This is a genomic window from Bradyrhizobium sp. 21 (assembly GCF_023073335.1).
Classification (GTDB): Bacteria; Pseudomonadota; Alphaproteobacteria; order Rhizobiales; family Xanthobacteraceae; genus Bradyrhizobium.
Genome location: NZ_JADPJG010000005.1, coordinates 108,598 through 131,487, shown reverse-complemented (window position 1 = coordinate 131,487; position 22,890 = coordinate 108,598). Strand labels below are relative to the sequence as shown.

18 protein-coding genes and 1 pseudogene are annotated in these 22,890 nt (G+C 64.2%); 7 read left to right on the top strand and 12 right to left on the bottom strand.

Annotation, left to right across the window (positions count from 1 at the left end; all coding sequences use genetic code 11):
- The 3 genes and pseudogenes from IVB31_RS09470 to IVB31_RS09460 all read left to right on the top strand — a co-directional run.
- Positions 1–230 (top strand): annotated as a pseudogene (locus IVB31_RS09470) (hypothetical protein); the annotation flags it as partial.
- Positions 231–329: 99 nt separating this feature from the next.
- On the top strand, positions 330–1,634 hold the full coding sequence (gene pncB / locus IVB31_RS09465; RefSeq protein ID WP_247321101.1) for a nicotinate phosphoribosyltransferase: 1,305 nt from the start codon (positions 330–332) through the stop codon (positions 1,632–1,634).
- Positions 1,635–1,879: 245 nt separating this feature from the next.
- Positions 1,880–3,187, top strand: coding sequence for a GGDEF domain-containing protein (locus tag IVB31_RS09460; protein WP_247321099.1), 1,308 nt, complete (start codon positions 1,880–1,882; stop codon positions 3,185–3,187).
- Between the two features lies 1 nt (position 3,188).
- Here the strand turns inward: IVB31_RS09460 and IVB31_RS09455 are convergent, their stop codons facing one another.
- Positions 3,189–3,809 carry a TetR/AcrR family transcriptional regulator gene (locus tag IVB31_RS09455; protein ID WP_247321257.1) on the bottom strand — a complete coding sequence of 207 codons (621 nt, stop codon included), beginning with the start codon at positions 3,807–3,809 and terminating at the stop codon, positions 3,189–3,191.
- Between the two features lie 50 nt (positions 3,810–3,859).
- Here IVB31_RS09455 and IVB31_RS09450 point away from each other — a divergent pair, with 50 nt between their 5' ends.
- The 3 genes from IVB31_RS09450 (at position 3,860) to IVB31_RS09440 (ending at position 8,594) form a co-directional block, all read left to right on the top strand.
- Positions 3,860–4,126, top strand: a complete 267-nt coding sequence (locus IVB31_RS09450; protein WP_247321096.1) for a hypothetical protein — start codon at positions 3,860–3,862, stop codon at positions 4,124–4,126.
- Between the two features lie 350 nt (positions 4,127–4,476).
- Positions 4,477–7,881 carry an acyl-[ACP]--phospholipid O-acyltransferase gene (locus IVB31_RS09445; RefSeq protein WP_247321095.1) on the top strand — a complete coding sequence of 1,135 codons (3,405 nt, stop codon included), beginning with the start codon at positions 4,477–4,479 and terminating at the stop codon, positions 7,879–7,881.
- 5 nt (positions 7,882–7,886) lie between these two features.
- On the top strand, positions 7,887–8,594 hold the full coding sequence (locus IVB31_RS09440; protein WP_247321094.1) for an alpha/beta fold hydrolase: 708 nt from the start codon (positions 7,887–7,889) through the stop codon (positions 8,592–8,594).
- On the opposite strand, the gene tcuB is transcribed toward IVB31_RS09440, so the two are convergent.
- From tcuB to tcuA, 3 genes are read right to left on the bottom strand one after another with little or no spacing between them, the layout of a single operon-like run.
- Positions 8,558–9,664 (bottom strand): tricarballylate utilization 4Fe-4S protein TcuB, encoded by a 1,107-nt coding sequence (tcuB, locus tag IVB31_RS09435; protein ID WP_247321093.1) that lies wholly within the window; start codon positions 9,662–9,664, stop codon positions 8,558–8,560. The two genes, IVB31_RS09440 and tcuB, sit on opposite strands and share 37 nt — an antisense overlap.
- A gap of 4 nt (positions 9,665–9,668) precedes the next feature.
- The gene (locus IVB31_RS09430; RefSeq protein ID WP_247321092.1) at positions 9,669–10,697 is read right to left on the bottom strand and encodes an esterase; all 1,029 of its coding nucleotides are present in this window, start codon (positions 10,695–10,697) and stop codon (positions 9,669–9,671) included.
- A 33-nt stretch (positions 10,698–10,730) separates the two neighbouring features.
- Positions 10,731–12,122, bottom strand: a complete 1,392-nt coding sequence (gene tcuA, locus IVB31_RS09425; protein ID WP_247321091.1) for an FAD-dependent tricarballylate dehydrogenase TcuA — start codon at positions 12,120–12,122, stop codon at positions 10,731–10,733.
- A 159-nt stretch (positions 12,123–12,281) separates the two neighbouring features.
- Here tcuA and IVB31_RS09420 point away from each other — a divergent pair, with 159 nt between their 5' ends.
- Positions 12,282–12,977 (top strand): GntR family transcriptional regulator, encoded by a 696-nt coding sequence (locus IVB31_RS09420; RefSeq protein ID WP_247321090.1) that lies wholly within the window; start codon positions 12,282–12,284, stop codon positions 12,975–12,977.
- An 11-nt stretch (positions 12,978–12,988) separates the two neighbouring features.
- Here the strand turns inward: IVB31_RS09420 and ybaK are convergent, their stop codons facing one another.
- From ybaK to mobB, 8 genes are all read right to left on the bottom strand, one after another.
- Positions 12,989–13,462, bottom strand: coding sequence for a Cys-tRNA(Pro) deacylase (ybaK, locus tag IVB31_RS09415; RefSeq protein WP_247321089.1), 474 nt, complete (start codon positions 13,460–13,462; stop codon positions 12,989–12,991).
- A gap of 239 nt (positions 13,463–13,701) precedes the next feature.
- Positions 13,702–16,470 (bottom strand): formate dehydrogenase subunit alpha, encoded by a 2,769-nt coding sequence (gene fdhF, locus IVB31_RS09410; protein WP_247321088.1) that lies wholly within the window; start codon positions 16,468–16,470, stop codon positions 13,702–13,704.
- Entirely contained in the window at positions 16,467–18,176 is a 1,710-nt protein-coding gene (locus IVB31_RS09405) for an NADH-ubiquinone oxidoreductase-F iron-sulfur binding region domain-containing protein (RefSeq protein ID WP_247321086.1), read from the bottom strand. The genes fdhF and IVB31_RS09405 overlap by 4 nt, the downstream gene beginning before the upstream one ends.
- Before the next feature lie 237 nt (positions 18,177–18,413).
- Positions 18,414–18,698 (bottom strand): hypothetical protein, encoded by a 285-nt coding sequence (locus IVB31_RS09400; RefSeq protein ID WP_247321078.1) that lies wholly within the window; start codon positions 18,696–18,698, stop codon positions 18,414–18,416.
- A gap of 90 nt (positions 18,699–18,788) precedes the next feature.
- Positions 18,789–20,441: an OFA family MFS transporter gene (locus tag IVB31_RS09395; protein ID WP_247321076.1), complete on the bottom strand. Its 1,653-nt coding sequence runs from the start codon at positions 20,439–20,441 to the stop codon at positions 18,789–18,791.
- A gap of 317 nt (positions 20,442–20,758) precedes the next feature.
- Positions 20,759–21,022, bottom strand: a complete 264-nt coding sequence (locus tag IVB31_RS09390) for a sulfurtransferase TusA family protein (protein ID WP_247321074.1) — start codon at positions 21,020–21,022, stop codon at positions 20,759–20,761.
- A gap of 56 nt (positions 21,023–21,078) precedes the next feature.
- Complete coding sequence (gene glp / locus IVB31_RS09385) at positions 21,079–22,335, bottom strand: gephyrin-like molybdotransferase Glp (protein WP_247321072.1); 1,257 nt, start codon at positions 22,333–22,335, stop codon at positions 21,079–21,081.
- Positions 22,336–22,344: 9 nt separating this feature from the next.
- Positions 22,345–22,872, bottom strand: a complete 528-nt coding sequence (gene mobB, locus IVB31_RS09380) for a molybdopterin-guanine dinucleotide biosynthesis protein B (protein WP_247321255.1) — start codon at positions 22,870–22,872, stop codon at positions 22,345–22,347.
- Positions 22,873–22,890 lie beyond the last annotated feature (18 nt).

Below are 22,890 nucleotides of genomic sequence, written 5' to 3'. Positions count from 1 at the left end.
CGTTCGCCCGCCAGTTCAGCCTGTGGCGGGAGGACGCGGCGATGCGCGACTGGGTCACGGCGGAGCGAGATTCGGCCCTGGCGGAGCTCCAGTCGGTTGCGGCCGAGCGGCACGGATTTTTGGCGGAGAGGGACGATGCGCGGGCACAACTGGCGGCGGTCCGAAACTCCACCTCCTGGAAGCTGACGGCACCGCTGCGCTGGACCAGGGAGTTATTTCATCGCGGCTGACGGGCCTGGCTCGGTCGCATCCTCGCCGGATGCCCGGCCGTGGGCTGCCCCTCGCCAAACCCACTGGTTGCGCACGGGGAGCCACGCTAGAATTGCCCCATGACAGTGACCGACATTGCGAGCCGGACCTACAATCACAGCTGGCGGCTGGATCCCATCATCCGCAGCCTGCTTGATACCGACTTTTACAAGCTATTGATGTTGCAAATGATTCGGGAATCCTACCCGAATCAGCAGGTGACTTTCTCAGTCATCAACCGCTCACGTCATGTCCGGCTCGCCGAAATCATCGACGAGGGCGAGCTGCGCGCCCAGCTCGACCATGCCCGCACCATCCGCTTCGCCAAGAAGGAGCTGATCTGGCTGGCAGGTAACACCTTCTACGGCAAGACCCACATGTTCTCGGCGGATTTCATCCGCTGGCTGGCGGAATTCCGGCTGCCCGAATACGAGCTGCGCAAGGTCGAAGGCCAGTACGAGCTGCATTTCCACGGCCCGTGGACCCACACCACGATGTGGGAGATTCCGGCGCTCGCCATCCTCAACGAGCTGCGCTCGCGCGCGGCAATGAAGGGCCGCGGCCGCTTCGAGCTCGACGTGCTCTATGCCCGCGCCAAGGCCAAGCTGTGGACCAAGGTCGAGCGGCTGCGCAAGCTCGAGAATTTGAGGCTCTCCGATTTCGGCACCCGCCGCCGCCACGGCTTCCTCTGGCAGCGCTGGTGCGTCGAGGCGGTGAAGGAAGGCCTCGGCCCGTCCTTCATCGGCACCTCCAACGTGCTGCTCGCGATGGACAACGATCTGGAAGCCATCGGCACCAACGCCCATGAGCTGCCGATGGTCGCGGCCGCGCTCGCCAAGGACGACGAGGAATTGCGCTGGGCGCCCTATCGCATCCTCGACCAGTGGCGCCAGACCTATGGCGGCAACCTCCTGATCGCACTGCCCGACGCTTTCGGCACCAAGGCTTTCCTGCGCGATGCGCCGGAATGGGTCGCCGACTGGACCGGCTTCCGCCCCGACAGCGCGCCGCCGATCCAGGCCGGCGAGGAGATCGTCGCCTGGTGGGAGAAGAAGGGCCGCAATCCCAAGGACAAGCTGCTCGTGTTTTCCGACGCCATGGATGTCGGCTCGATCGAGGAGACCTACCATCACTTCACCGGCCGCGTGCGGCTGTCCTTCGGCTGGGGCACCAACCTCACCAACGACTTCGTCGGCTGCCCGCCGGACGGCTCGTTCAATCTCGATCCGATCTCGCTGGTCTGCAAGGTATCGTCGGTCGACGGACATCCGGCCGTCAAGCTCTCCGACAATCCGGAGAAGGCGACCGGCCTGCACTCGGAGATCGAGCGTTACCTGCGCGTGTTCGGCGACGCCGGTCGGGTGCGCAAGCCGGTGCTGGTCTAGTTCCAACCCCAAACTCTCTCGATCGCGTAAACCGCAACACGCATGCGAGACATCGGCTCGCCGATGCCGCGTCAGTTCCGGTTCGACGGCATTTGCAACGATCTGCGAGCATCCGCTTCACAGCGCCTTCACCCTGCGACACAATCTTCCGGCATTTTCAAGTCGCGTTAGGCACCCTTCACACGTAATCCGCGTTATGAGCGGATCGCTCCGCTGGGGTCGTCGAGCGACTTGGGGAACGCAAAGTGTTTCGCACAACAGCACCGTGGACGAAGGGACGCAGCTTCCTTCATGTCATCAAGCTCGTCTCGCCTTTCGTCATGGTCGTGGTGCTCCAGGCGACGATCGCCGGCTTCAGCCTGGAGGTGATGTCCTCGGTCCGCGCCTATGTCGCAGGCGAAGCGCTGTGGTCGCGATCACAGAAGAACGCCGTCTATTTCCTCAATGTCTTTTTGCACTCGGGTGACGCCAGCCAGTTCGCGCAATATCAGGCCTCGCTGGCCGTTCCCATCGGCGACGAATTCGCGCGCTGGGCGCTTGAGAGCGATCCGGTCGACGTCGAGGTCGCCCGCATCGGCTTCCTGCAAGGCGGCAACCACCCCGATGACGTGCCGGGATTGATCTGGCTGTTCCGCTACTTCAATCGCGTCAGCTTCCTCCATGAGGCGATCGGCGAGTGGGCCGCCACCGACCCCATGCTGCTTGAGCTGAGCGTGTTCGGCGAGGTCATCCGGTCAGAGCTGAAGAACGGGCCCGTTCCGGACGGTGGGCGCCTGCAATTATTGTCGTCGCGGCTCTCGGAGCTCAACACTCAGTTCACGGTGCACGCCAACCGCTTCTCCACCGTCCTCGGCGAAGGCTCCCGCGCCATCAAGGTGACGCTGACTTGCGTCAATATCATCACCGCCGTGATGCTGATCCTGCTCCTGCTCTGGCACACCCGGCGATTGGTGCTGCAACGACAGGCGTTCGAGGACGCCTTGCAAGGTGAGAAGGAGCGCCTGGTCTGGCAGGCATCGCACGATTGGCTGACCGGACTGTCCAACCGCCGTGCATTCGAGGCGCACCTGCAGAGCGAATTGGACAATACCGCAACAGATCCGCTCGCCCTGATCCTGCTCGACCTCGACCAGTTCAAGAGCGTCAACGACAGCTGCGGCCACCTCGCAGGCGACCGCCTGCTTGGCCAGGTCTCGCGCCTCCTGCAACAGGACCGGCGGCCGCACGACGTGGTAGCCCGGCTCGGCGGCGACGAATTCGGCCTGATCCTGCCGCAGTGTCCGCTCTCGAACGCGGTCGACATCGCCGAAGGGTTGCGGCGATCGCTGGAATTGTTCAGTTTCGCCTGGGACGATCGTTGCTTTGCGGTGACCGCCAGCATCGGCGTTGCCTGCATCGCAGACGGCAACATCACGCTCGAGGACGCGATGCGGCGTGCCGATGCAGCCTGCTATCGCGCCAAGGACAAGGGCCGCAACCGGGTTCAGGTCGACAGCGCGAGAGCGGACGTCGTCGTTGTTGCAGCCCGGCCGCGCGAAGCTGCGCGCGCCTGAGTCACCGCAAAGGCAGAATCCCGAGACCGCCGAGATGTGCGTCGAGAAACTGTTCGACCTGCTGGCGCAGCATCTGCGGTGGCACGGCCACCATGCGCTCTTCCAGGCCGAGCGAGATAATCCCGTGCACTGCGGAAAACAGGGTGCGTGACAGCAGCGCGATCTGCACGTCGTCGGCATTCGGAAGCAGCCGCACCAAGGGCGGATGCATCAGCGCGAAAGCATCCATCACCATCTGAAGGATGTCATCGGGGTAAGGACGATCGTCCTCCATCCGGTGCTCGAACAGCGACCGCAGCAGATTGGCGTGCTCCGCGAAGAATTCGAGATAGGTCGTAGCCAGCCCATAGAGCTGGCGAACGGGATCCGCGGCCGGTACTGCGACAAGGCGCAGCGTCAGCGCCTGAACGGTCTCCCGGTTCACGGTCAGGATCACCCCGTCGAAATCGCCGAACTCGTTATAGACGCTGCCAACTGAGCAGCCGGCGGCTTCGGCAACATCCCGAACTTTTAACGATCTCAACCCCTTAGTCGCGATAATGCCGCGGGCGATCTCCAGGATCTGGAGCCGCCGGCGATATTTTTTCTGGTCTCGCGACGATTCTTCTTGAACATTGTTCATTTTAATAATACTCACTTGAACAATGTTCATTTAACTCGGAGACCTGCAAAATGCAAACCCTTGCTGTCGATATCGCCACCGCCTTTGTCGACGACGCCGCGGCTTTCGTGATCGGATCTGGCCGTGCCCTGCTGCGGCTCGCGATGGTTCCGATCGATCGCATCGCAAATGCCTGCGACATTGCCGGCGTGCTGACTGAGCGCCGCGCGACCTTCCGGATGTGGCAGGCCAACCGCGCCCGTGCCGGTCATGAGGGCCGCCGCTTCAGCCTGCTCGGCCGCCTCTCGCCGTTTCGCCACCTCGCCCACCTCACCTGAGGCGAGCGCAGCCGGCCCATTCCGGTCGCTCGAATGCAATGTCTGCTTGCAGGGAAGGAATGACCATGTCCCGACATTCGCAGCCGATTTCACGATCTTCGACGATGCAGTTCAATTTTCCTCACCGCCCGGCGCGATACCCCGATCGTCGCGGGCTTTCCGCGCCAAAACTGCGTCCGCCACCAGATATTTGCGAACCTAACGAGACCACTTGGAGACCAACAGGATCGGACGGACCGAGGGGATAGAGCACGGGCGGCAAAGTCGTCGCCCTGCAATCTTTCGTCCTCCTTCCCCTCGTGACGCTTCACAGACAACGTAACAACCTGCCTTTCAAAACGGGACTGGTCATGATCAGGGATTTGATGTCGTCACGCCGCTTCGCGCCGCTGTTCTGGGCGCAATTCTTCTCGGCGCTAAACGACAACGTGCTCAAGAACGCACTCGTCATCATCCTGCTTTACAGTGCCGCGACCGGCCACGGCGATGCGCTGGTGACGGTCGCAGGCGCCGTCTTCATCTTCCCTTATTTCATCCTGTCCGGGCTCGGCGGCCAGCTCGCCGACAAATACGTCAAATCCGTCGTCGCAAGACGGCTCAAATTCGCCGAGATCTTCGCCGCGGGCTTTGCCGCAGCCGGCTTCTTCCTGCACTCGGTGCCGCTGCTTTTCGCAGCGCTCGCACTGTTCGGCGTCATCGCCGCCCTGTTCGGCCCCGTGAAATACTCCATGCTGCCGGACCAGCTCGAACTCGGCGAGCTCGCGACCGGCAATGCGCTGGTCGAAGGCGCGACCTTCATGGCCATCCTGCTCGGCACCGTTGCCGGCGGCCAGTTCGTGGCGGGATCCGCGCATATGGGCTGGGTCGCATCGGCCGTGGTCGTGCTGGCCCTGCTGTCCTGGGCCTTCGCCTCCCGCATTCCCGCGACCACGCCGTCCGCACCCGATCTGCCCGTCAACGCCAATCCCTGGACCTCGACGCTCGGCCTGTTGAAGACGCTGCACGCCGACCACCGGCTGTGGGACGGCACCGTGATCGTCTCCTGGTTCTGGCTGGTGGGCGCCATCGTGCTGTCTCTCCTGCCCGCGCTGGTCAAGGACGTCGTCGGTGGCACTGAAGGTGTGGTGACCTTGTGTCTCGCGATCTTCGCTATCGGCATTGCCATCGGCTCGCTGTTCGCCGCAAATCTGAGCCACGTCCGCCCGAACCTCGCGCTGGTGCCGATCGGCGCCATCATGATGGGGTTTGCAGGCATCGACCTCGCCTGGGCGATCGGCGTGACCGCCAAGAGCCAAGACATCACCGCGGCCGACTTCGCGACCTCGTTCGCCGGCCTGCGCATGCTGGTCGACTTCGTCGCCTTTGCATTCGGTGGCGGCTTGTTCGTCGTTCCCTCCTTCGCCGCCGTCCAGGCCTGGTCGGCACCGTCCGAGCGTGCCCGCATCATCGCCGCCGGCAACGTGCTGCAGGCTGCCTTCATGGTGGGCGGCTCGCTGTTCGTCGCGCTGTTGCAGGCGGGCGGATTGCATGTCGGCTGGATCTTCTTCGGCCTCGGCATCGCCAGCTTCGGTGCGGTGTGGTTCGTGCTGACGAAGTGGGGCAAGGAAGGCGTGCGCGATTTCGGCGGGCTCTTGTTCCGTGCGCTGTTTCGCACCGAGATCCGCGGGCTCGAAAATCTGCCGCCGCCCGGCACGCGCATGCTGATCGCGCCCAACCATGTCAGCCTGATCGACGGCCCGCTGCTGCACGCCGTGCTGCCGATCGACGCGAGCTTCGCAGTGGATACCGGCATCTCCAAGGCCTGGTGGGCCAAGCCGTTCCTGCGCGTGGTCAAGCACTACACCATGGACCCCAGCAAGCCGCTGGCCGCTCGCGACCTGATCAAGCTCGTCGCCGCCGGCGAACCCGTGGTGATCTTCCCGGAAGGACGCATCACCGTCTCCGGCTCGCTGATGAAGGTCTATGACGGCACCGCGATGATCGCGGACAAGGCTGATGCCGTGGTCGTGCCTATCCGTATCGAAGGCGCGCAGCGCTCGCATCTCAGCTATCTCAACGGCAGCCAGATCAAGCGCTCCTGGTTTCCGCGGGTCACCGTCACCATCCTGCCGCCCGTCAAGCTTCCGGTCCATCCGTTGCTGAAGGGCAAGACCCGCCGCAACGCCGCGGGCGCCGCGCTCCAGGACGTGATGATCGATGCCATGGTGAAGAACGCCATGCTCGATCACACGCTGTTCGAAGCGCTCGGGCACGCCTATCGCGACCGCGACACCGGCAAGGTCATCGTCGAGGACGCACTCGGCACCAAGCTGACCTATCGCAAGCTGATCCTGGGCGCGCAGGTCTTGAGCCGAAAGCTGGAGGACGGCACCACCGTCGGTGAGAATGTCGGCGTGCTGCTGCCGAATTCCGCAGGCGTCGCCGTCGTCTTCATGGCGTTGCAAAACATCGGCCGGGTGCCGGCGATGCTCAACTTCTCGGCCGGCCCGGTCAACGTCCTCGCCGCCATGAAGGCCGCGCAGGTGAAGACCGTGCTGACGTCGAAAGCCTTCATCGAGAAGGGCAAGCTCGACAAGCTGATGGCCGCGATCTCCGCAGAGGTGCGCGTCGTTTATCTCGAGGATGTCCGCGCCTCGATCGGCACGGCCGACAAGATCAAGGGCCTGCTCGCCAGCACCGCACCGCGCGTCGCCCGCCAGGCGAACGATCCGGCCGTCGTGCTGTTCACGTCCGGCTCGGAAGGCACCCCCAAGGGCGTGGTGCTGTCCCACCGCAATATCCTCGCCAACGCGGCGCAGGCGCTGGCGCGGGTCGACGCCAACGCCAACGACAAGGTGTTCAACGTGCTGCCGGTGTTCCACTCCTTCGGGCTGACAGGCGGAATGATGATGCCGCTGCTGGCGGGCATTCCGATCTACATGTACCCCTCGCCGCTGCACTACCGGATCGTGCCGGAGTTGATCTACCAGACCGGCGCCACGATCCTGTTCGGCACCGATACGTTCCTCACCGGCTATGCGCGCTCGGCGCATGCCTATGATTTCCGTACGCTGCGGCTGGTGATCGCCGGCGCCGAGGCGGTCAAGGATCGCACCCGGCAGGTGTTCATGGAGCGCTACGGCATCCGCATCCTCGAAGGCTATGGCGTCACCGAGACCGCGCCGGTGCTGGCGATGAATACGCCGATGGCCAATCGTCCCGGCACGGTCGGCCGCCTGTCGCCACTGATGGAAAGCCGCCTCGACCCCGTCCCCGGCATCGAGGAAGGCGGACGCCTCTCGGTGCGCGGACCGAACGTGATGCTGGGTTACCTCAGGGCCGAAAATCCCGGCGTCCTCGAACCGCTCGCCGAGGGCTGGCACGACACCGGCGATATCGTGGCGATCGACGCCGCCGGCTTCATCACCATCAAGGGCCGCGCCAAGCGCTTTGCCAAGATCGCAGGCGAAATGGTCTCGCTCTCGGCGGTCGAGAGCATCGCGACGGCGCTGTGGCCGCAGGCTGCCTCGGTCGCCGTGTCGATCCCGGACCCGCGCAAGGGCGAGCGCATCGTGCTGCTGACCACGGAAAAGAACGCCGAACGCAGCGCAATGCAGGGCCAGGCCAAGACGATCGGCGCGTCCGAACTGACCGTGCCTGCGGCGATCATGGTGGTCGACAAGGTGCCGCTGCTCGGCACCGGCAAGACCGACTATGTCACGGCAATAACGATGGCCCGGGAGCAGGCGTCCGCGCCGGAGCGTGAGGTTGCGTAAGAGAGATGCACGAGCCGCCCCTAAAAGGCGATGCGCGATGCCCGGGAGTGGTTCTGCTTCACGGCATCGCGCGCACCTCGGCATCCCTGACCAGGCTGGAACGGGCACTTCAGACTAGCGGTTTCGCGACCCTCAACGTCGATTATGCCAGCCGCAGCAAGTCGATCGTAGCGCTCGCGGACGAGATCCACCCGGCGATCGGCCGCTTCGCCGAGCGTGACGCGCCGCTCCACTTCGTCGCGCATTCGATGGGCGGTCTCGTGATGCGTGCCTACATCGCAAAGTACCGGCCGGCCCGGCTCGGCGGCGCCGTGATGCTGGGCACCCCGAACAGCGGCAGCGAGGTCGCCGATCTCCTGAGCAGATCCCGGCTCTATCGCGCGTTCTACGGACCCGCCGGGCTCGAGCTCAGGACTGCGACCCGACCAAACGCCCTGCCCATCGTTGACTATCCCGTCGGCGTGATCGCGGGAAACCGCTTCGTCGATCCCGTCGCCGGTCTCTTGGTTCTGCCGAAGCCGAATGACGGACGGGTCTCAGTGCAAAGCGCGATGGTAGCCGGCATGGCCGACCATATTGTCGTGAAGGCGTCCCATACCGGACTCCCCCGCCACTCCGTCGCGATCGAGCAGACGATCGCTTTCCTGCGCGACGGCCGCTTCCGACGGTCTGAACCTCAAGAGCCGGCTTCGCTACGCCGCTCCTGCGCATAGCGCACCAGCGCCGCGAAGCGATAGATGCCATGCACGAACTTGCCGTAGGGCATGGTGACGATCAGCGCGAACACTGCGCCGAGATGCAACGCAAGCAGCGGCCCCATGGCGGCGGTCTCGCGCAGGAGCAGAAGCAGCATGCCGGTGAAGCCGGTCAGGAACAGCATAGCGATGAAGCCCACATCCATGCCGCAGCGGCTCTCGTCGAGCAACGCCGGATCGCGCCGCATCTTGGCCGCGAACAGGCCGATCGGGCCGATGATCAGGCCGATGCCACCGAGCGTGCCGAGCACCACCGGCAGATCCCACCACGGATACGGCGCCTCGCGGCCCAGCAGATAGTGGTAAAGCGTAGCCACCGACGTCGCGGCGAAGCACAGCAGGAAGCCGTAGAACGTCAGGTGATGATACAGCTTGCGCCGGTCGGTCGGCTTGTCGTCCTCGTTGTAGCAGCCGACGCCGCCGCCATGGAGATAGCGTAGCTCACCAGCGTCGCGCATCGCCTGAAAGATGGAGCCACCGTCCGCACGGCCGCCGATCGGCGGACCGATATCTCGCCAGAAGGCACGCACGCTCATCACCAGCGCGAAGATCGCGTAAAGGAACGCGGCGCTGAACAACGCCGCCATCGCGTTGTGGGGCATCAACTTGTAGAACGCGCCGGGGCCGGCATGCACGCCAAACAGCACGCTGCGGTCGTTCAGGGCCGCGAAGCCGAAGATGAAGGCGGCCATGCTGAGCGCGGCGACGATGCTGATGACGAGACCGTTGCGCGCGAAGGCGCCGGACAGCACCTGCGGCCAGGCATAGGCCGCGTAGGATTCCGCGCGCGCGATCGCCAGCGTCTGCGGGACGTTGACGTTGAATTCGTGCGGCGGCGAAAACTGGCAGTCGACGTAGCAGGCGCCGCAGCCATGGCAGAGGTTGGCGAGATAATTGAGGTCGCCGTCGGAGAAGGCGCGCCGCATCTCCATGGCGGGAAATACCGCGCAAAGACCCTCGCAGTAACGGCAGGAATTGCAGACCGTCATCAGGCGGTCGGCTTCGTCCAAAATTCTGGTTCCGTGCATGGCTTTACTTCGTCAGGCCTTTGCCCTCGAGCCATTTCTGGATCAGGGCCGCGACCTCGAGGTTGTTCTTGTCCATCATCACCATATGCGAATTGCCCTTGATGCCGGCCTGCGGGAGATCGACGATGTCGACGCTGCCCCCGGCCGCCTTGATGGCGTCCGCAAAGGCGATGCCGTTGGCGCGGATCTTGGGCCAGCGCGAATCGCGCTCGATATAGTCGCCGTAGATGACGAGGGTCGGAACGTTCTTCAGCACATCCGCCTTGGCAGGATCGCCGATGCCGGCGGGCTCGATCGCAATCAGCGCCTTGACCTTGTCGGGACGGGCTTGCGCGACCTTGAAGCCGAAGGTGCCGGCCTGGCTGTGGAACAGGAGCACCGAGGGGCCGACGCGATCGATCTCGGCGATATAGGCGGCGATGGTCGCATCGTCGGTCGTGGTCCAGCGCGGTACGTTCTGCTTGACGAAATTCTCGTAACCCTCGACGGGGAACTGGTTGCCCGGCAACAATTTTCGCTTGGCGGGATCGGGATCGTAGGAGTTCGGCCCATCGCCGATGCGGAAACGCTCGAACGGATTGGCCGTGGTCAGGAAGACCGGCTCGCTCTTGAAAATATCGGGGTATTGCGCCCAGCCCGCGCGTCCGCGCTCGACCGCGTCGGAGTTGTAGACCGCCCACCCCTTGCGCAGAAAATAATTCAGCCAGCCTTCGCGTCCGTCCGGCGTGGTCTCGTAGGTGACGCCGGTCAATCCGCCGCCGTGCCACATCAGCAAAGGATAGGCACCCTTCTCGTTGGCCGGCAGGAAATACTGCACGTACATCTGCTCGACCTGATACGTGCCGTTGGGATCGACCTTGGCCGGCACGCCGCCGGGCGCGAACACGACCTCCCTCACCGGCTTGCCCGAGATTTCGACAAGACGCCCACCGACGTGAAACGAACCCATGTCGCGCAGCGTGATCGGCTCGGCCGCGTGGGCGTGGCCGGCGATCAGCAGCGCCGCGATCGAGGCAATGGCAATGCGTGACATGGTTCCTCCCTCGTGTCTTTTCTTCTCTTCGTTCTAATTCTTCGCGTGGCGTGCCGCTTCCCGTCCTGCGATTCGCCCGAACACGCTGCCGATGGTCATGCCCATGCCGGCGGCATAGCCCTTGCCCAGCACGTTGCCCGCCATGATCTCGCCGGCCGCGAACATGTTGGCCGACGGCTTGCCGTCAGCCATCAGCATGCGCGCTTCCCTGGTCACGCGCGTGCCGAGATAGGTGAAGGTGATGCCGGGCCGGACCGGATAGGCGAGATAAGGCGGCGTTTCGATTCGGCGCGCCCAATGGGTCTTCGGCGGCGCGATGCCTTCGGTGCGGCAATCGTCCAGAATAGTATGGTCGAACGTGCCCGGCCGCACCGCCGCGTTGAACTCGGTGACGGTCTTGTCCAGCGCGGCCGGATCGAGCTCGAGCTTGCCGGCGAGTTCAGCCACGGTCTGCCCGGCGATCGGTGGAAACAGTGTCGGCATGAACGAGGTGACGACGGTGGAGTCGAAGATGATATAGGCGATCTGGTCGGGCTGCGCTGCGACCAGGCGGCCCCAGATCGCGTAACGCTTCGGCCAGATGTCCTCGCCCTCGTCGTAGAAGCGCTGCGAATGCTTGTTGACGACGATGCCGAACACGACCGAATCGTGCCTTGTGATGATGCCGCCGTCGAATTTCGGCGCGCGGGCGTCGATCGCGACCGCATGACACTGGGTGGGATCGCCGACCTCTTGAACACCCTTGTCGAGCAGCATCTTCAGGATTGAACCGCGATTGTAGGGCGTGCCGCGGATCAGGAAATTGTCGGCGGCCTCGCCCCAATATTGCTTCAGCCACTCGATGTTGGCCTCAAACCCACCGGCCGCGGCAACCAGCGACGTCGCGCGGATATCGGTTTCGCCGTTGATCGGACGTTTGAGGCTCGCCGACAGGAACATGCCGTCCTCGATCACGAGGTCGGTGACCTCGGCGTCGTATTCGACGTCGACGCCCAGCCGTTCGGCCGTGAGGTAGAGCGCATTCAGCATCGCGCGCCCCCCACCGAGGAAGAACGAGTTGGTGCGGCCGAGGCTCAGCGTGCCGCCGAGCGAGGGCTGCCAGCGCACGCCCTGCTCGACGATCCAGTTCAGAATGTCCTTGGACTCCCGGATCATGTGACGGGCGAGCACCTCGTCGGTCTTCCCGCCGGTGACGCGCAGCAGATCCTCCCAGAACTCGTCCTCGGTGTACGGCCCTGTGAGGATGTCGGTTGCGGCGTCATGGGCGCAGCGCATGTTGCGGGTGTGGCGGGTATTGCCGCCGCGATAGAATTTTGGCGCACCTTCGAGCACGAGCACCGATGCGCCGCCGCGCCGGGCGCTGATCGCCGCGCACAGCGCCGCATTGCCGCCGCCGATCACCAGCACGTCGTATTTGCTGCTCATGCCGTCTGCCCGATCGGACGAAATGGAGACATTCTGCCTGCCGGCGGCTCCGGTCAATGCGAGCCGCCATTGCGTACGTTTGTATACAAAGATATACAGTTTCCGGGCAAGCGGCATCTCTGCATGGGCAGAATGCACATTGCGAGCCCTCGAGGGAACATGGCCAGACGGCCGGCAAAGGCAGGCGGATCGATCGCACGCGGCTCGGGCGTAGCGCTGGGCGAAGCCGTATTCCGCTCGCTCTGCGAAGCGCTCCAGGCCGGCAGCTATCGCGCCGGCGACCGCCTCCGCGAGGAGGAGGTCGCACAACGGCTGAAGGTCAGCCGCACGCCGGTTCGGGAAGCTCTGGGCCGGCTCGCTGCGCGCGGCTTCGTCGAGCCGGCCGGCGGCCGCGGCCTGATCGTGCGCAACCTCGACATCTCCGAGGTGCTCGAGCTCTACGCCATGCGCGAGATCATGGAGGGCGCCGCCGCCCGGCTAGCCGCCGAGCACGCCTCGGCGCCGGAGGTCGATGCGCTCAGGGATATCGAGCAGGCCTTTGTCGAGGCCTCCGCGACCGACGCCGCCGAGATGGCAAGAGAAATGGCAAGACTGAACCGCGCGTTCCACGAGGCGGTCTGCCGTGCCGCGCGCAACCGCTATCTCGACAACGCGTCAGGCGAATTACAGGACTGGATCGCGCTGCTGGGTCCGACGACCTTCACCGTATCGGGTCGCCCCTCGACCAGCCATGGCGAGCACCACGCCATCATCGAGGCCATCGCCGCACGCGATGGCGACAAAGCGGAGCAGCTCGCGCGTGCGCACATTCGCGAAGCGCTGCGCTGTCGGCTAAAATTGTTGCAAAGGCAGTAGCGGCGAGACGCTCACGCCAGCACATCCGCGACGACCGCCTTCAGCACGTCCCGCACATCGCCCGGCCTCAGCCGCACCTGCAAGCCGCGCTGGCCGCCATTGAGATAGACCTGATCATGCGCGAGCGCGCTCTGCTCGATCACAGTCCGCACCGGCTTGCGCTGCCCGAACGGGCTGATGCCGCCGACCTTGAAACCGGTGACGCGCTCGGCCTCCGGCGGCTTCATCATCTGCGCCGACTTGCCGCTGGCGGCTGCGGCAAGCTTCTTCATCGAGACCTCCTGGTCGGACGGGACGACGACGCAGACCGGCTTGCCGTCGACCAGCGCCATCAGCGTCTTCAGGACGCGCGCGGGGTCCTCAGCCAACGCAGCGGCCGCCTGAAGCCCGATGCTCTCGGCGTCGGGATCATAGTCGTAAGTGTGGACGGTGAAGGCGACGCCGGCAGCTTCGAGCGCGCGCGTGGCTGGGGTGGCTTTGGACATGGGCGATGTTTAGCACCGCAGCTGCGAGGCGCGAAGGGACGAGCGCTGCGCAGCCCCTCCCGGCGTCGTCCTGGCGAAAGCCAGGACCCATTGCCCCAGGGAGGTGTTTGGCGAAGACTCTTGGTGCGGTGCTGCGACCAACCACAATCGATGGATCACGCGGTATGGGTCCTGGCTTTCGCCAGGACGACGCCGGGGTGTTGGATGGATCCCTGCGCCGCCTAACGACCGCTGCCGTCCTACTCCGCCGCGTCGCGCATCTCCGCGCGCTCGGCTCTGGCCGCGCAGAATTTGAACTCCGGGATCTTGCCGAACGGATCGAGCGCCGGGTTGGTCAGCAAATTCGCCGCCGCTTCCGCGTAGCAGAACGGCATGAACACCATATTTTCCGGCACGTCGCGATCGGAGCGGACCTTGACCTCGACCGCGCCGCGGCGGGTCTCGAGCCGAATGAAATCGCCGGGCGCAAGCTTCTTCCTGTGCATGTCCTTCGGCGACATGAACGCGACCGCCTCGGGCTCGATCTGGTCGAGCACCTGCGCACGGCGGGTCATCGAGCCGGTGTGCCAATGCTCGAGCACGCGGCCGGTCGAGAGCACCATCGGATATTCGGCGTCGGGGATCTCATCCGGCGGGATGACGTGGGCCGGCACGATCTTGCCGCGGCCGCTCGCGGTCGGGAATCCCGTGGTGAAGATGATCTCGTTGCCGGGCACGTCGGGACCGTCGACGGGATAGGTCACCGCGCCCTCGCGCACCAGCCGCTCCCAGGTGATATTCTTCAGCGACGGCATCAGCTCGGCCATCTCGGTGAAGACCTCACCGGGGCCGGCATAATTCCAGGGCAGCCCCATACGCTTGCCGATCTCCTGGATGATCCAGAGATCCTGCCGCGCATCGCCGGGCGGCTTGATCACCTCGCGTGCGAGCTGCACGCGACGATCGGTGTTGGTAAAGGAACCTTCCTTTTCCGCAAAGGCAGAGGCCGGCAGGATGACGTCGGCATGGAAGGCGGTCTCGGTGACGAAGAGATCCTGCACCACGAGATGATCGAGCATCGCGAGCGCCTGGCGCGCATGCTGCAGATCGGGGTCGGACATCGCGGGGTTCTCGCCCTCGATATACATGCCCTTGATCTCGCCGGCGTGGATTGCGTTCATGATTTCGACCACGGTCAGGCCGCGGACGGGATCGATCTCCTGTTGCCAGACCTTCTCGAAACTGCCGCGCAAATCGTCACGGCCGACCGGCTGGTAATCCGGCAGGAACATCGGGATCAGGCCGGCGTCGGAGGCACCCTGCACATTGTTCTGGCCGCGCAGCGGATGCAGGCCCGTGCCGGGACGGCCGACCTGGCCGGTGATCAGCGCCAGCGCAATCAGGCAGCGCGCATTGTCGGTGCCGTGGACATGCTGGCTGATGCCCATGCCCCAGAAGATGATCGAGGATTTTGCCCGCGCATAGGTTCGCGCGACTTCGCGCAGGGTCTGCGCCGGGACGCCGCAGATCGGCTCCATCTTCTCCGGCGTGAATTCCTTGATCTTCTCCTTGAGGTCCTCGAAGCCTTCAGTGTAGCCGGCGATGTACTGATCGTCGGTCAGGCCTTCGGTGATGATCGTGTTGATCATCGCATTCAGCATGGCGACGTCGGAGCCCGGCTTGAACTGCAAATGCTTGGTCGCGTGACGCGACAGCGTCTGCCGGCGCGGATCCATGACGAACAGCTTTGCGCCCTTCTCCTTGACCGCGTTCTTGATGAAGGTCGCGGCGACCGGATGGTTCACGGTCGGATTGGCGCCGATCACGATGATGACCTCGGCGTCCATGGCTGCCGAGAACGGCGCCGACACCGCGCCCGAGCTCAGGCCTTCGAACAGCGCCGCGACCGATGAGGCGTGGCACAGACGGGTGCAATGGTCGACATTGTTGGAGCCGAAGCCGGTGCGCACCAGCTTCTGGAACAGATAGGCTTCTTCATTCGAGCCCTTCGCCGAGCCGAACCCGGCCAGCGCCTTCACGCCCTTCTCATCGCGGATCTTGACCAGACCCTTGGCGGCGATGTCGAGCGCTTCCTCCCAGCTCGCTTCACGGAAATGCGTGAACGGATTGGCGGGATCGACCTGGTCGTTGGAATCCTTCTTCGCGTTCGGCAACCGCACCAGCGGTTTTGTGAGGCGATGCGGATGGTGGATGTAGTCGAAGCCGAAGCGGCCCTTGACGCAGAGGCGATTGTGGTTGGCGGGGCCGTCGCGGCCTTCCGCATAGATCACCTTCTCGTCCTTGACCTCATAGGTGACCTGGCAGCCCACGCCGCAGAACGGACAGAGCGAGTCGACCTTCTTGTCGGCATAGACGACGCGGGTCTGCTTCTCATCCAGCATCACCGCGGGCATCAGCGCGCCGGTCGGACAGGCCTGCACGCATTCGCCGCAGGCGACGCAAGTGGATTCACCCATGGGATCGTCGAAGTCGAACACGATCTTCGAGCCATGGCTGCGATAAGCCATGCCGATGACGTCGTTGACCTGGACCTCACGGCAGGCGCGCACGCACAGGCCGCACTGGATGCAGGCATCGAGATTGACGCGCATCGCCGGATGGCTGGCATCGGTCTCCCAGCGCTCGGCGGCGGGAAAGCGGCTCTCGGTGACGCCTGTCGTCTCGGCCCAGTGCCAGAATTTGGACTCCGGATCATGCGACGTCTCGCGCGCCGGCTGATCGGCGACCAGCAGCTCCATCACCATCTTTTGGGCTGCGACTGCGCGGTGGCTCTCCGACTTCACCTTCATGCCGACCGACGGCGTGCGTTTGCACGACGCTGCGAGCACGCGCTCACCCTCGATCTCGACCATGCAGGCGCGGCAATTGCCGTCGGGCCGATAGTCAGGCGCGGGCGAATAGCACAGATGCGGGATCTCGCGTCCCTGGCGTTTTGCGACTTGCCAGATCGTCTCGCCGGCGTTGGCTTCGACCTGCTTGCCGTCGAGTTCGAACGTAATCTTGGTCATTCGGCCGCTTCCTTGAACTCGTCAGGGAAATATTTGATCACGGTGGAAAGCGGATTCGATGCCGCCTGTCCGAGACCGCAGATCGAGGCATCGCGCATCGCCTGGCTCAATTCTTCCAGCAGTGCGCGGTTCCAGACCGGCTGCTGCATCAGAGCCGCGGCCTTCTGGGTTCCGACGCGGCACGGCGTGCACTGGCCACAGCTCTCGTCCTCGAAGAACTTCATCAGGTTCAGCGCCGCCGCGCGTACGCTGTCCTTTTGCGACAGGATCACGATCGCCGCCGATCCGATGAAGCAGCCGTATTTTTCCAGCGTGCCGAAATCGAGCGGGATGTCGTCCATCGACGCCGGCAGGATGCCGCCGGAGGCGCCGCCCGGCAAGTAAGCATAGAACTGGTGGCCGTCGGACATGCCGCCGCAATATTCGTCGATCAGCTCACGCACGGTGATGCCGGCGGGCGCGAGCTTCATGCCGGGGTTCTTAACGCGCCCCGAGACCGAGAAACTGCGCAGGCCGTGCCGCTCGTGGCGGCCGTTGCCCTTCCACCAGTCCGCGCCCTTCTCGACGATGTCGCGCACCCACCACAACGTCTCGATATTGTTGATCAGCGTCGGCAGGCCGAACAGACCGACCTGGAACGGATAAGGCGGCTTGTGCCGGGGCAGGCCGCGCTTGCCCTCGATGCTTTCCAGCAGCGAGGACTCTTCTCCGCAGATGTAAGCACCGGCGCCGCGGCGCATATGCAGAGTCGGACCGCCCGCCGGGAGCTTTGCGATCTCGCGCTCGAGGATCTCGCGCGACGCCGGATATTCGTCGCGCAGGTAGATGTAGATGTCGGAGGCCTGCACGACATGCGCGCCGATCAGCATGCCCTCGATGAAGCGATGCGGATCGCTTTCGAGATAGACGCGGTCCTTGAATGTGCCGGGCTCGCCCTCGTCGCCGTTGATCGCCATCAGCCGCGGGCCGGGTTCACCCAACACCGCGCGCCATTTGCGACCCGTCGGGAAGCCGGCGCCGCCGAGGCCACGCAGCGAAGCGTCGTCGAGCCCTTTCAGCAGATCGTCTGTCGGCAATTCACCCGAGCGCAAGCGGTTGAGCAGCTTGTAGCCGCCGTCCGCAACGTAGGCGTCGTAGCCGATATATTTGGGCAGATGCGCGTGGGTGTCGCCGGCCTTCGCCGCCGCCAGCACATTGGCGACGGTCGCATGGTCAACGAAATTGTGGCCGACTTCCGCGGCCGGCGCGGTGTCGCAGCGACCGACGCAGGGCGCACGCACGACGCGGATGCCGGGGCCAGAGGCGCTTTGCAAATCGGCGAGCAACTTTTCGCCGCCGAGCATCGCGCAGGTGAGAGAGTCGCAGACGCGGATGGTCAGCGGCGCGATATCGGGCTCGCCCTCCTTCACGATGTCAAAATGCGCGTAGAAGGTCGCGGTCTCGAACACCTCGGCGAACGCGAGCTTCATCTCGTCGGCGAGCGCGGCGAGATGCGCGGCCGAGATCTGGCGATACTTGTCCTGGATCAGATGCAGATATTCGATCAACAGGTCGCGCCGCCGCGGCTTGTCGCCGAGCAACTGCTCGATCTCATGCGCGGCGGTCGGGTCGACCTGGCGCCCTTTTGGCGTGGCCTTTGCGCGCTTCCGGCCTTGGCCGGGATGCTCGAATTCGCGAACCTTGTGAACGTCGTCGTTGCTGCTCATGGAGACGTCGCGTTCTCTCAAATCTTTCGATGAGTTTAGGCCAGATCGCCTATGCGATCCGCCTTCATTTTTCCGAGTCGCTCAGCGGAACCAGTTCCCGCTGAACAAGCCAAATTCGACGCAACTCTAGCCTCTGGCATGCCAGATGCAAGACAATTTAGAACGTCTCTATAATGATTTAGGAGGCAGGCGGTCTCCCGCCATGCCCCTTTCGCAAACGCCAGGCGGACCCCGATCTCAGGTCTTGCTCATGCACTCTTCGATGTAGAACCAGCGGTCGTCGCCGGCGAGGCCCTTGGACTTCACCTCGGCGCGGCAAGCCTTGAGCTTCGGCTTGTTGGCCGCCCACTTCGCCTTCATGTCTTTCAGCTTCTGCATGGTGAGCTTCATCTTACCAGGCGGCTTGGCATCGGTCGTCGCGGCTGGCGCCGCGGTGGCAGGCGTCGTTGCGGTTTGCGCGGACGCAGTATGAAGGCTTGCGGCCAGCAGCATGGCGGCAAGGCAGATACGAGTGCGAAGCATAAGAATCCCCCTAGATCCCATTCTCAATGATTTGGAAGGCGAACACCGCGGGAAGTTGGCGCCAACTTCCCGCGGGCGATGGGTTTGCGATCAGAGGATCTTAACCGCGCTCTCGAGCGTCTTGTACACGCCCCACACCAGCGGGACGCCGACGAAGAGCCAGAACAGCGCAGCCTTGGTATCAAGGCCACCGGTGCCGATCCCGAACGAGCCTGTCTGAACTGTACTGGCGCCGGCGCCCGCCGCTTGCAGCTTCGCGACTTCGGCCTCGCTCATGTACCATTTCGAGTCGACCGGCTTGATCAGGTAGTTGCAGATGATGCCCGCGATTAGCATCGCACACAGAATGTACATGGTGGTGTTGTAGAGCTGATCACGCGGCACGCCGGCCGCGAGCTGGAACTCGCGGATGTAGTTCACCACGACCGGACCGATGATGCCTGCGGTCGACCACGCCGTCAGCAGCCGGCCATGGATCGCGCCGACGAACTGGGTGCCGAACATATCGGCGAGATAGGCCGGCACCGTCGCGAAACCGCCGCCATACATCGACAGGATGATACCGAAGCCGAGCACGAACAGCGCTTTCGAGCCCATCGCCGCAAAGGTCGGCGCCAGCGCATAGAGTGCGATGCCGAGCACGAAGAACGTGTAGTAGGTGCTCTTGCGGCCGATATGGTCCGACAGCGACGCCCAGAAGAACCGGCCGCCGATGTTGAACAGCGACAGCAGGCCCGCGAAGCCGGCGGCGATCGCCGCGATGGCTGTCTTCTGTTCAACCGAAAGCTGGCCGAAGGCGAGTTCCGGATGACCGATCAGCTTGCCTGCGAAGATCTCCTGAAGCATCGGTGAGGCCATGCCGATCACGCCAATGCCGGCAGAAACATTCAGGGTGAGCACCCACCAAATCAACCAGAACTGTGGCGTCTTGTGAGCGTCACGCAAGTGCACATGATGCTCGGAGATCATCGACTTCTTTTCGCTGGGCGGCGTCCAGCCGTCGGGCTTCCAGCCGGGCGGCGTCACGCGATACGCGAAGGCGCCGATCATCATGAAGACGAAATAGATCACGCCCATCACGACAAAGGTCTTCCAGACGCCGACATCCGTCGGAGTCTTGAAATAATTGACGAGGATGTTCGCAAGTGGTGCGCCGATCATGGCGCCACCGCCGAAGCCCATGATGGCCATGCCGGTCGCCATGCCGCGGCGGTCGGGGAACCATTTGATCAACGTCGACACCGGCGAGATGTAGCCAAGACCGAGACCGACGCCGCCGATCACACCAGCGCCGAGCCACATGATCCAGAGCTGATGGACATAAATACCGAGAGCGCCGATCACCAAGCCACCGCCCCAGCACAGCGCAGCCACAGCGCCCGCCTTGCGGGGACCGGCGCGTTCGAGCCAGCCGCCCCAGATTGCTGCCGAGACGCCGAGCAGGACGAAGAACAGGGTGTAGGTCCAGCCGAGGCTCGCGACCTTCCAGTCGCAGGTCGTGGTGAAGAGTTCCTGCCACAGCGACATATCGGGGCACGCCTTGCTCTGCGTGATCCCGATCGCGCGCGACAGCGGCAGCCAGAACACCGAGAAGCCGTAGGCCATGCCGATGCAGAGATGGATGCACAGCGCAGCCGGCGGCACCAGCCAGCGATTGAACCCGGCCTTGGCGATCGTGCGCTCGCGATCAAGAAAACCCGCACCGGCGCCCGAAATCGATCCAGCGCTTTCAATTGTCGTCATGCATTCCTCCCCTGCGGGCGCCCTTCTGAGCGGCCTGCCGCTAGATCCTGTTCCTCAGCCCATTGCGGTGCAGCCTGTCCCTGCTGCTCCGCACAATCACACGATGCGCGCCAGGATCGTCACACACATCCAAACGTTAACCCCTTACCCCCGAGATCTATGCCCGACGCAGCGTTCAGGCTTCATGCGATGTCCCGTTGCTCCGCGTATCGCAGGCAAGACTCGACCTCCGCGTCTCGGCGGAGGAAGTCAATTGGGGCAGAAGTGATGAGCGATGTCGATAGACAAAAGGTAGGTATCAACCGAGTGACCGCTGGCTAAGTGGGCGGCGCACCATTGATTTTTTCTATCGGCTTATCGGTCTTCTCTATCAAGAACACGATCCGCGCGTCGTTGCGCTCGGTGATCTCCACCGTGCCGCCGGTCTCGCGGATCAGGTTCGGGATGTCAATCACCGACAAGGGATCCGTGCAGTACACCTCGAGCTGATCGCCCGGCTGCAAGGGTTTCAACGCCTTGCGCGTCTTCAGTGCGGGCAGCGGGCATTTCAACCCGGTGAGATCGAGCGTCGTTCTGGTCATCGGCGCAACATGGCGGGAGGGGTCGATGGCGTCAACGCCAAGACAACCGCCAACACTCAGAGCAGATCGGCATAGGACAGGAAACCTACACCCTGCCCCGGCTCGACCTGGGTGATGTCTTCGCCGAGTTCAATGAGACCGTCGGTCTCGACCAACGACGACAACAGGCCGGCGCCTTCGCGCGGGAACTTGATTGCCTCGAGCGCGCCGTCCTGCGCGCGCCGCAAGGACGCCCGAACATATTCGCGCCGGCCGATCTTTTTCTTGTAGGTGAATGCCGCGCGCACCGGGATCGGTAACAGTGGCTCGGCCAGACTGCCCGCAAGCGCCAGCACCGTCGGCCGCACCACATGTACGAAAGTGACGAAACTCGCGACCGGATTGCCGGGCAATCCGATCAGCGGCGTGCCATCGATGATGCCCATCGCCACCGGCCGCCCCGGCTTGATCGCCATCCGCCACAATACCAGCGAGCCGATGCTTTCGACCGCCGCCTTGACGTGATCCTCCTCCCCGGTCGAGACGCCGCCGGTGGTGAGGATCAAATCATGGCTGCTTGCCACCTGCTTCAAGCCATTTGCGAGCGCGTTGCGCTGGTCGCGCAATATGCCGAGGTCGCTGACCGCGCAGCCGAGCCGGCGCAGCATCGCCATCAACATGAAGCGGTTGGAGTCGAAGAGCTGCGAGGTTGCGCGCGGCTCGCCGGGCGAAGCCAGCTCGTCGCCGGTCGAGAACACCGCGACGCGGATGCGCCTGACGACGTCGAGCCTGACAAGGCCGAACGCCGCGGCGAGCGCGACATGCTGCGGCAGCAAGCGCTGGCCGGCGCGCAACGCGATCTGCCCGACCGGAATGTCCTCGCCCGCAGGGCGGACATTGGCGCCCGGCTTCAGTCCGCGCGGCAGCACGATCCTGCCGGACTCGTCGAGGCGGACATCTTCCTGCATGAAGACCGTCTCGGCACCCGGCGGCATCGGCGCGCCCGTGAAAATGCGCGCAGTGTGGCCGGGCTTGATTGCGGCATGCGCAAGACCGCCTGCCTGGATGCGGCCGTCGAGCGGGAGGGCCCGTTCCGCGCTGTCCGGAAGATCCGCGTTGCGCACGGCGTAACCATCGACAGCGGAGTTGGTGAACGGCGGCAGCGGCAGGGGCGCCGCAATGTCGCGCGCCAGCACGCGCCCGTCCGCATCGACCAGCGCCACGGTTTCGAGATCGGCAATCGCGCTGACGCGCGTCGTGATCAGGCCAACGGCTTCGCCGACCGACATCATCGGTCCACCGAAGGCAAAACAATCGTCGGACAATTGCGCCATGGTGCCTCGTCAACGCATCGCCGCGCTTTTCGCGACTGCTTCCTCGACCGGCATCGCCGCGCGGAGCAGCAGCGCCGCGGCAGCCTCGATATCATCGAGATGGACGGTCGGCAGTCGCGTTTCAATGGCGACATCGGCCGCGATCCCGAAAATTCCGGGATCATCGGGAAACAGCAACGGCTTGTCGTTGGCCGCGCGATGCACCTCGATCTTGCGATGCGGCTCGCGCTTGAAGCCTTCGACCACGACGAGATCGACCGCTGACAGCTTGCTCAATAGTTCCGGCAGTCGCGGCTCCGCCGCGCCGCGCAGCTCATGCATCAGGGCCCAGCGATTTGACGACGCCACCAGCACCTCGGCCGCGCCGGCCTCGCGATGGCGCCAGGAATCCTTGCCGGGCACGTCGACGTCGAACTGGCGATGCGCATGCTTGATGACCGAGACGCGCAAGCCCTGCGCGTTGAAATGCGGGATCAGCCGCGCCAACAGCGTGGTCTTTCCCGCACCGCTCCAGCCTGCAAGGCCGATGACTTTCATCACAACGTGATCTCCGCC

Coding starts and splice junctions, on each gene's coding strand:
- pncB (WP_247321101.1), top strand. CDS start 330: ATGACAGTGACCGACATTGCGAGCCGGACCTACAATCACAGCTGGCGG.
- IVB31_RS09455 (WP_247321257.1), bottom strand. CDS start 3,809: ATGAACAATGTTCAAGAAGAATCGTCGCGAGACCAGAAAAAATATCGC.
- IVB31_RS09450 (WP_247321096.1), top strand. CDS start 3,860: ATGCAAACCCTTGCTGTCGATATCGCCACCGCCTTTGTCGACGACGCC.
- IVB31_RS09445 (WP_247321095.1), top strand. CDS start 4,477: ATGATCAGGGATTTGATGTCGTCACGCCGCTTCGCGCCGCTGTTCTGG.
- IVB31_RS09440 (WP_247321094.1), top strand. CDS start 7,887: ATGCACGAGCCGCCCCTAAAAGGCGATGCGCGATGCCCGGGAGTGGTT.
- tcuB (WP_247321093.1), bottom strand. CDS start 9,664: ATGCACGGAACCAGAATTTTGGACGAAGCCGACCGCCTGATGACGGTC.
- IVB31_RS09430 (WP_247321092.1), bottom strand. CDS start 10,697: ATGTCACGCATTGCCATTGCCTCGATCGCGGCGCTGCTGATCGCCGGC.
- tcuA (WP_247321091.1), bottom strand. CDS start 12,122: ATGAGCAGCAAATACGACGTGCTGGTGATCGGCGGCGGCAATGCGGCG.
- IVB31_RS09420 (WP_247321090.1), top strand. CDS start 12,282: ATGGCCAGACGGCCGGCAAAGGCAGGCGGATCGATCGCACGCGGCTCG.
- ybaK (WP_247321089.1), bottom strand. CDS start 13,462: ATGTCCAAAGCCACCCCAGCCACGCGCGCGCTCGAAGCTGCCGGCGTC.
- fdhF (WP_247321088.1), bottom strand. CDS start 16,470: ATGACCAAGATTACGTTCGAACTCGACGGCAAGCAGGTCGAAGCCAAC.
- IVB31_RS09405 (WP_247321086.1), bottom strand. CDS start 18,176: ATGAGCAGCAACGACGACGTTCACAAGGTTCGCGAATTCGAGCATCCC.
- IVB31_RS09400 (WP_247321078.1), bottom strand. CDS start 18,698: ATGCTTCGCACTCGTATCTGCCTTGCCGCCATGCTGCTGGCCGCAAGC.
- IVB31_RS09395 (WP_247321076.1), bottom strand. CDS start 20,441: ATGACGACAATTGAAAGCGCTGGATCGATTTCGGGCGCCGGTGCGGGT.
- IVB31_RS09390 (WP_247321074.1), bottom strand. CDS start 21,022: ATGACCAGAACGACGCTCGATCTCACCGGGTTGAAATGCCCGCTGCCC.
- glp (WP_247321072.1), bottom strand. CDS start 22,335: ATGGCGCAATTGTCCGACGATTGTTTTGCCTTCGGTGGACCGATGATG.
- mobB (WP_247321255.1), bottom strand. CDS start 22,872: ATGAAAGTCATCGGCCTTGCAGGCTGGAGCGGTGCGGGAAAGACCACG.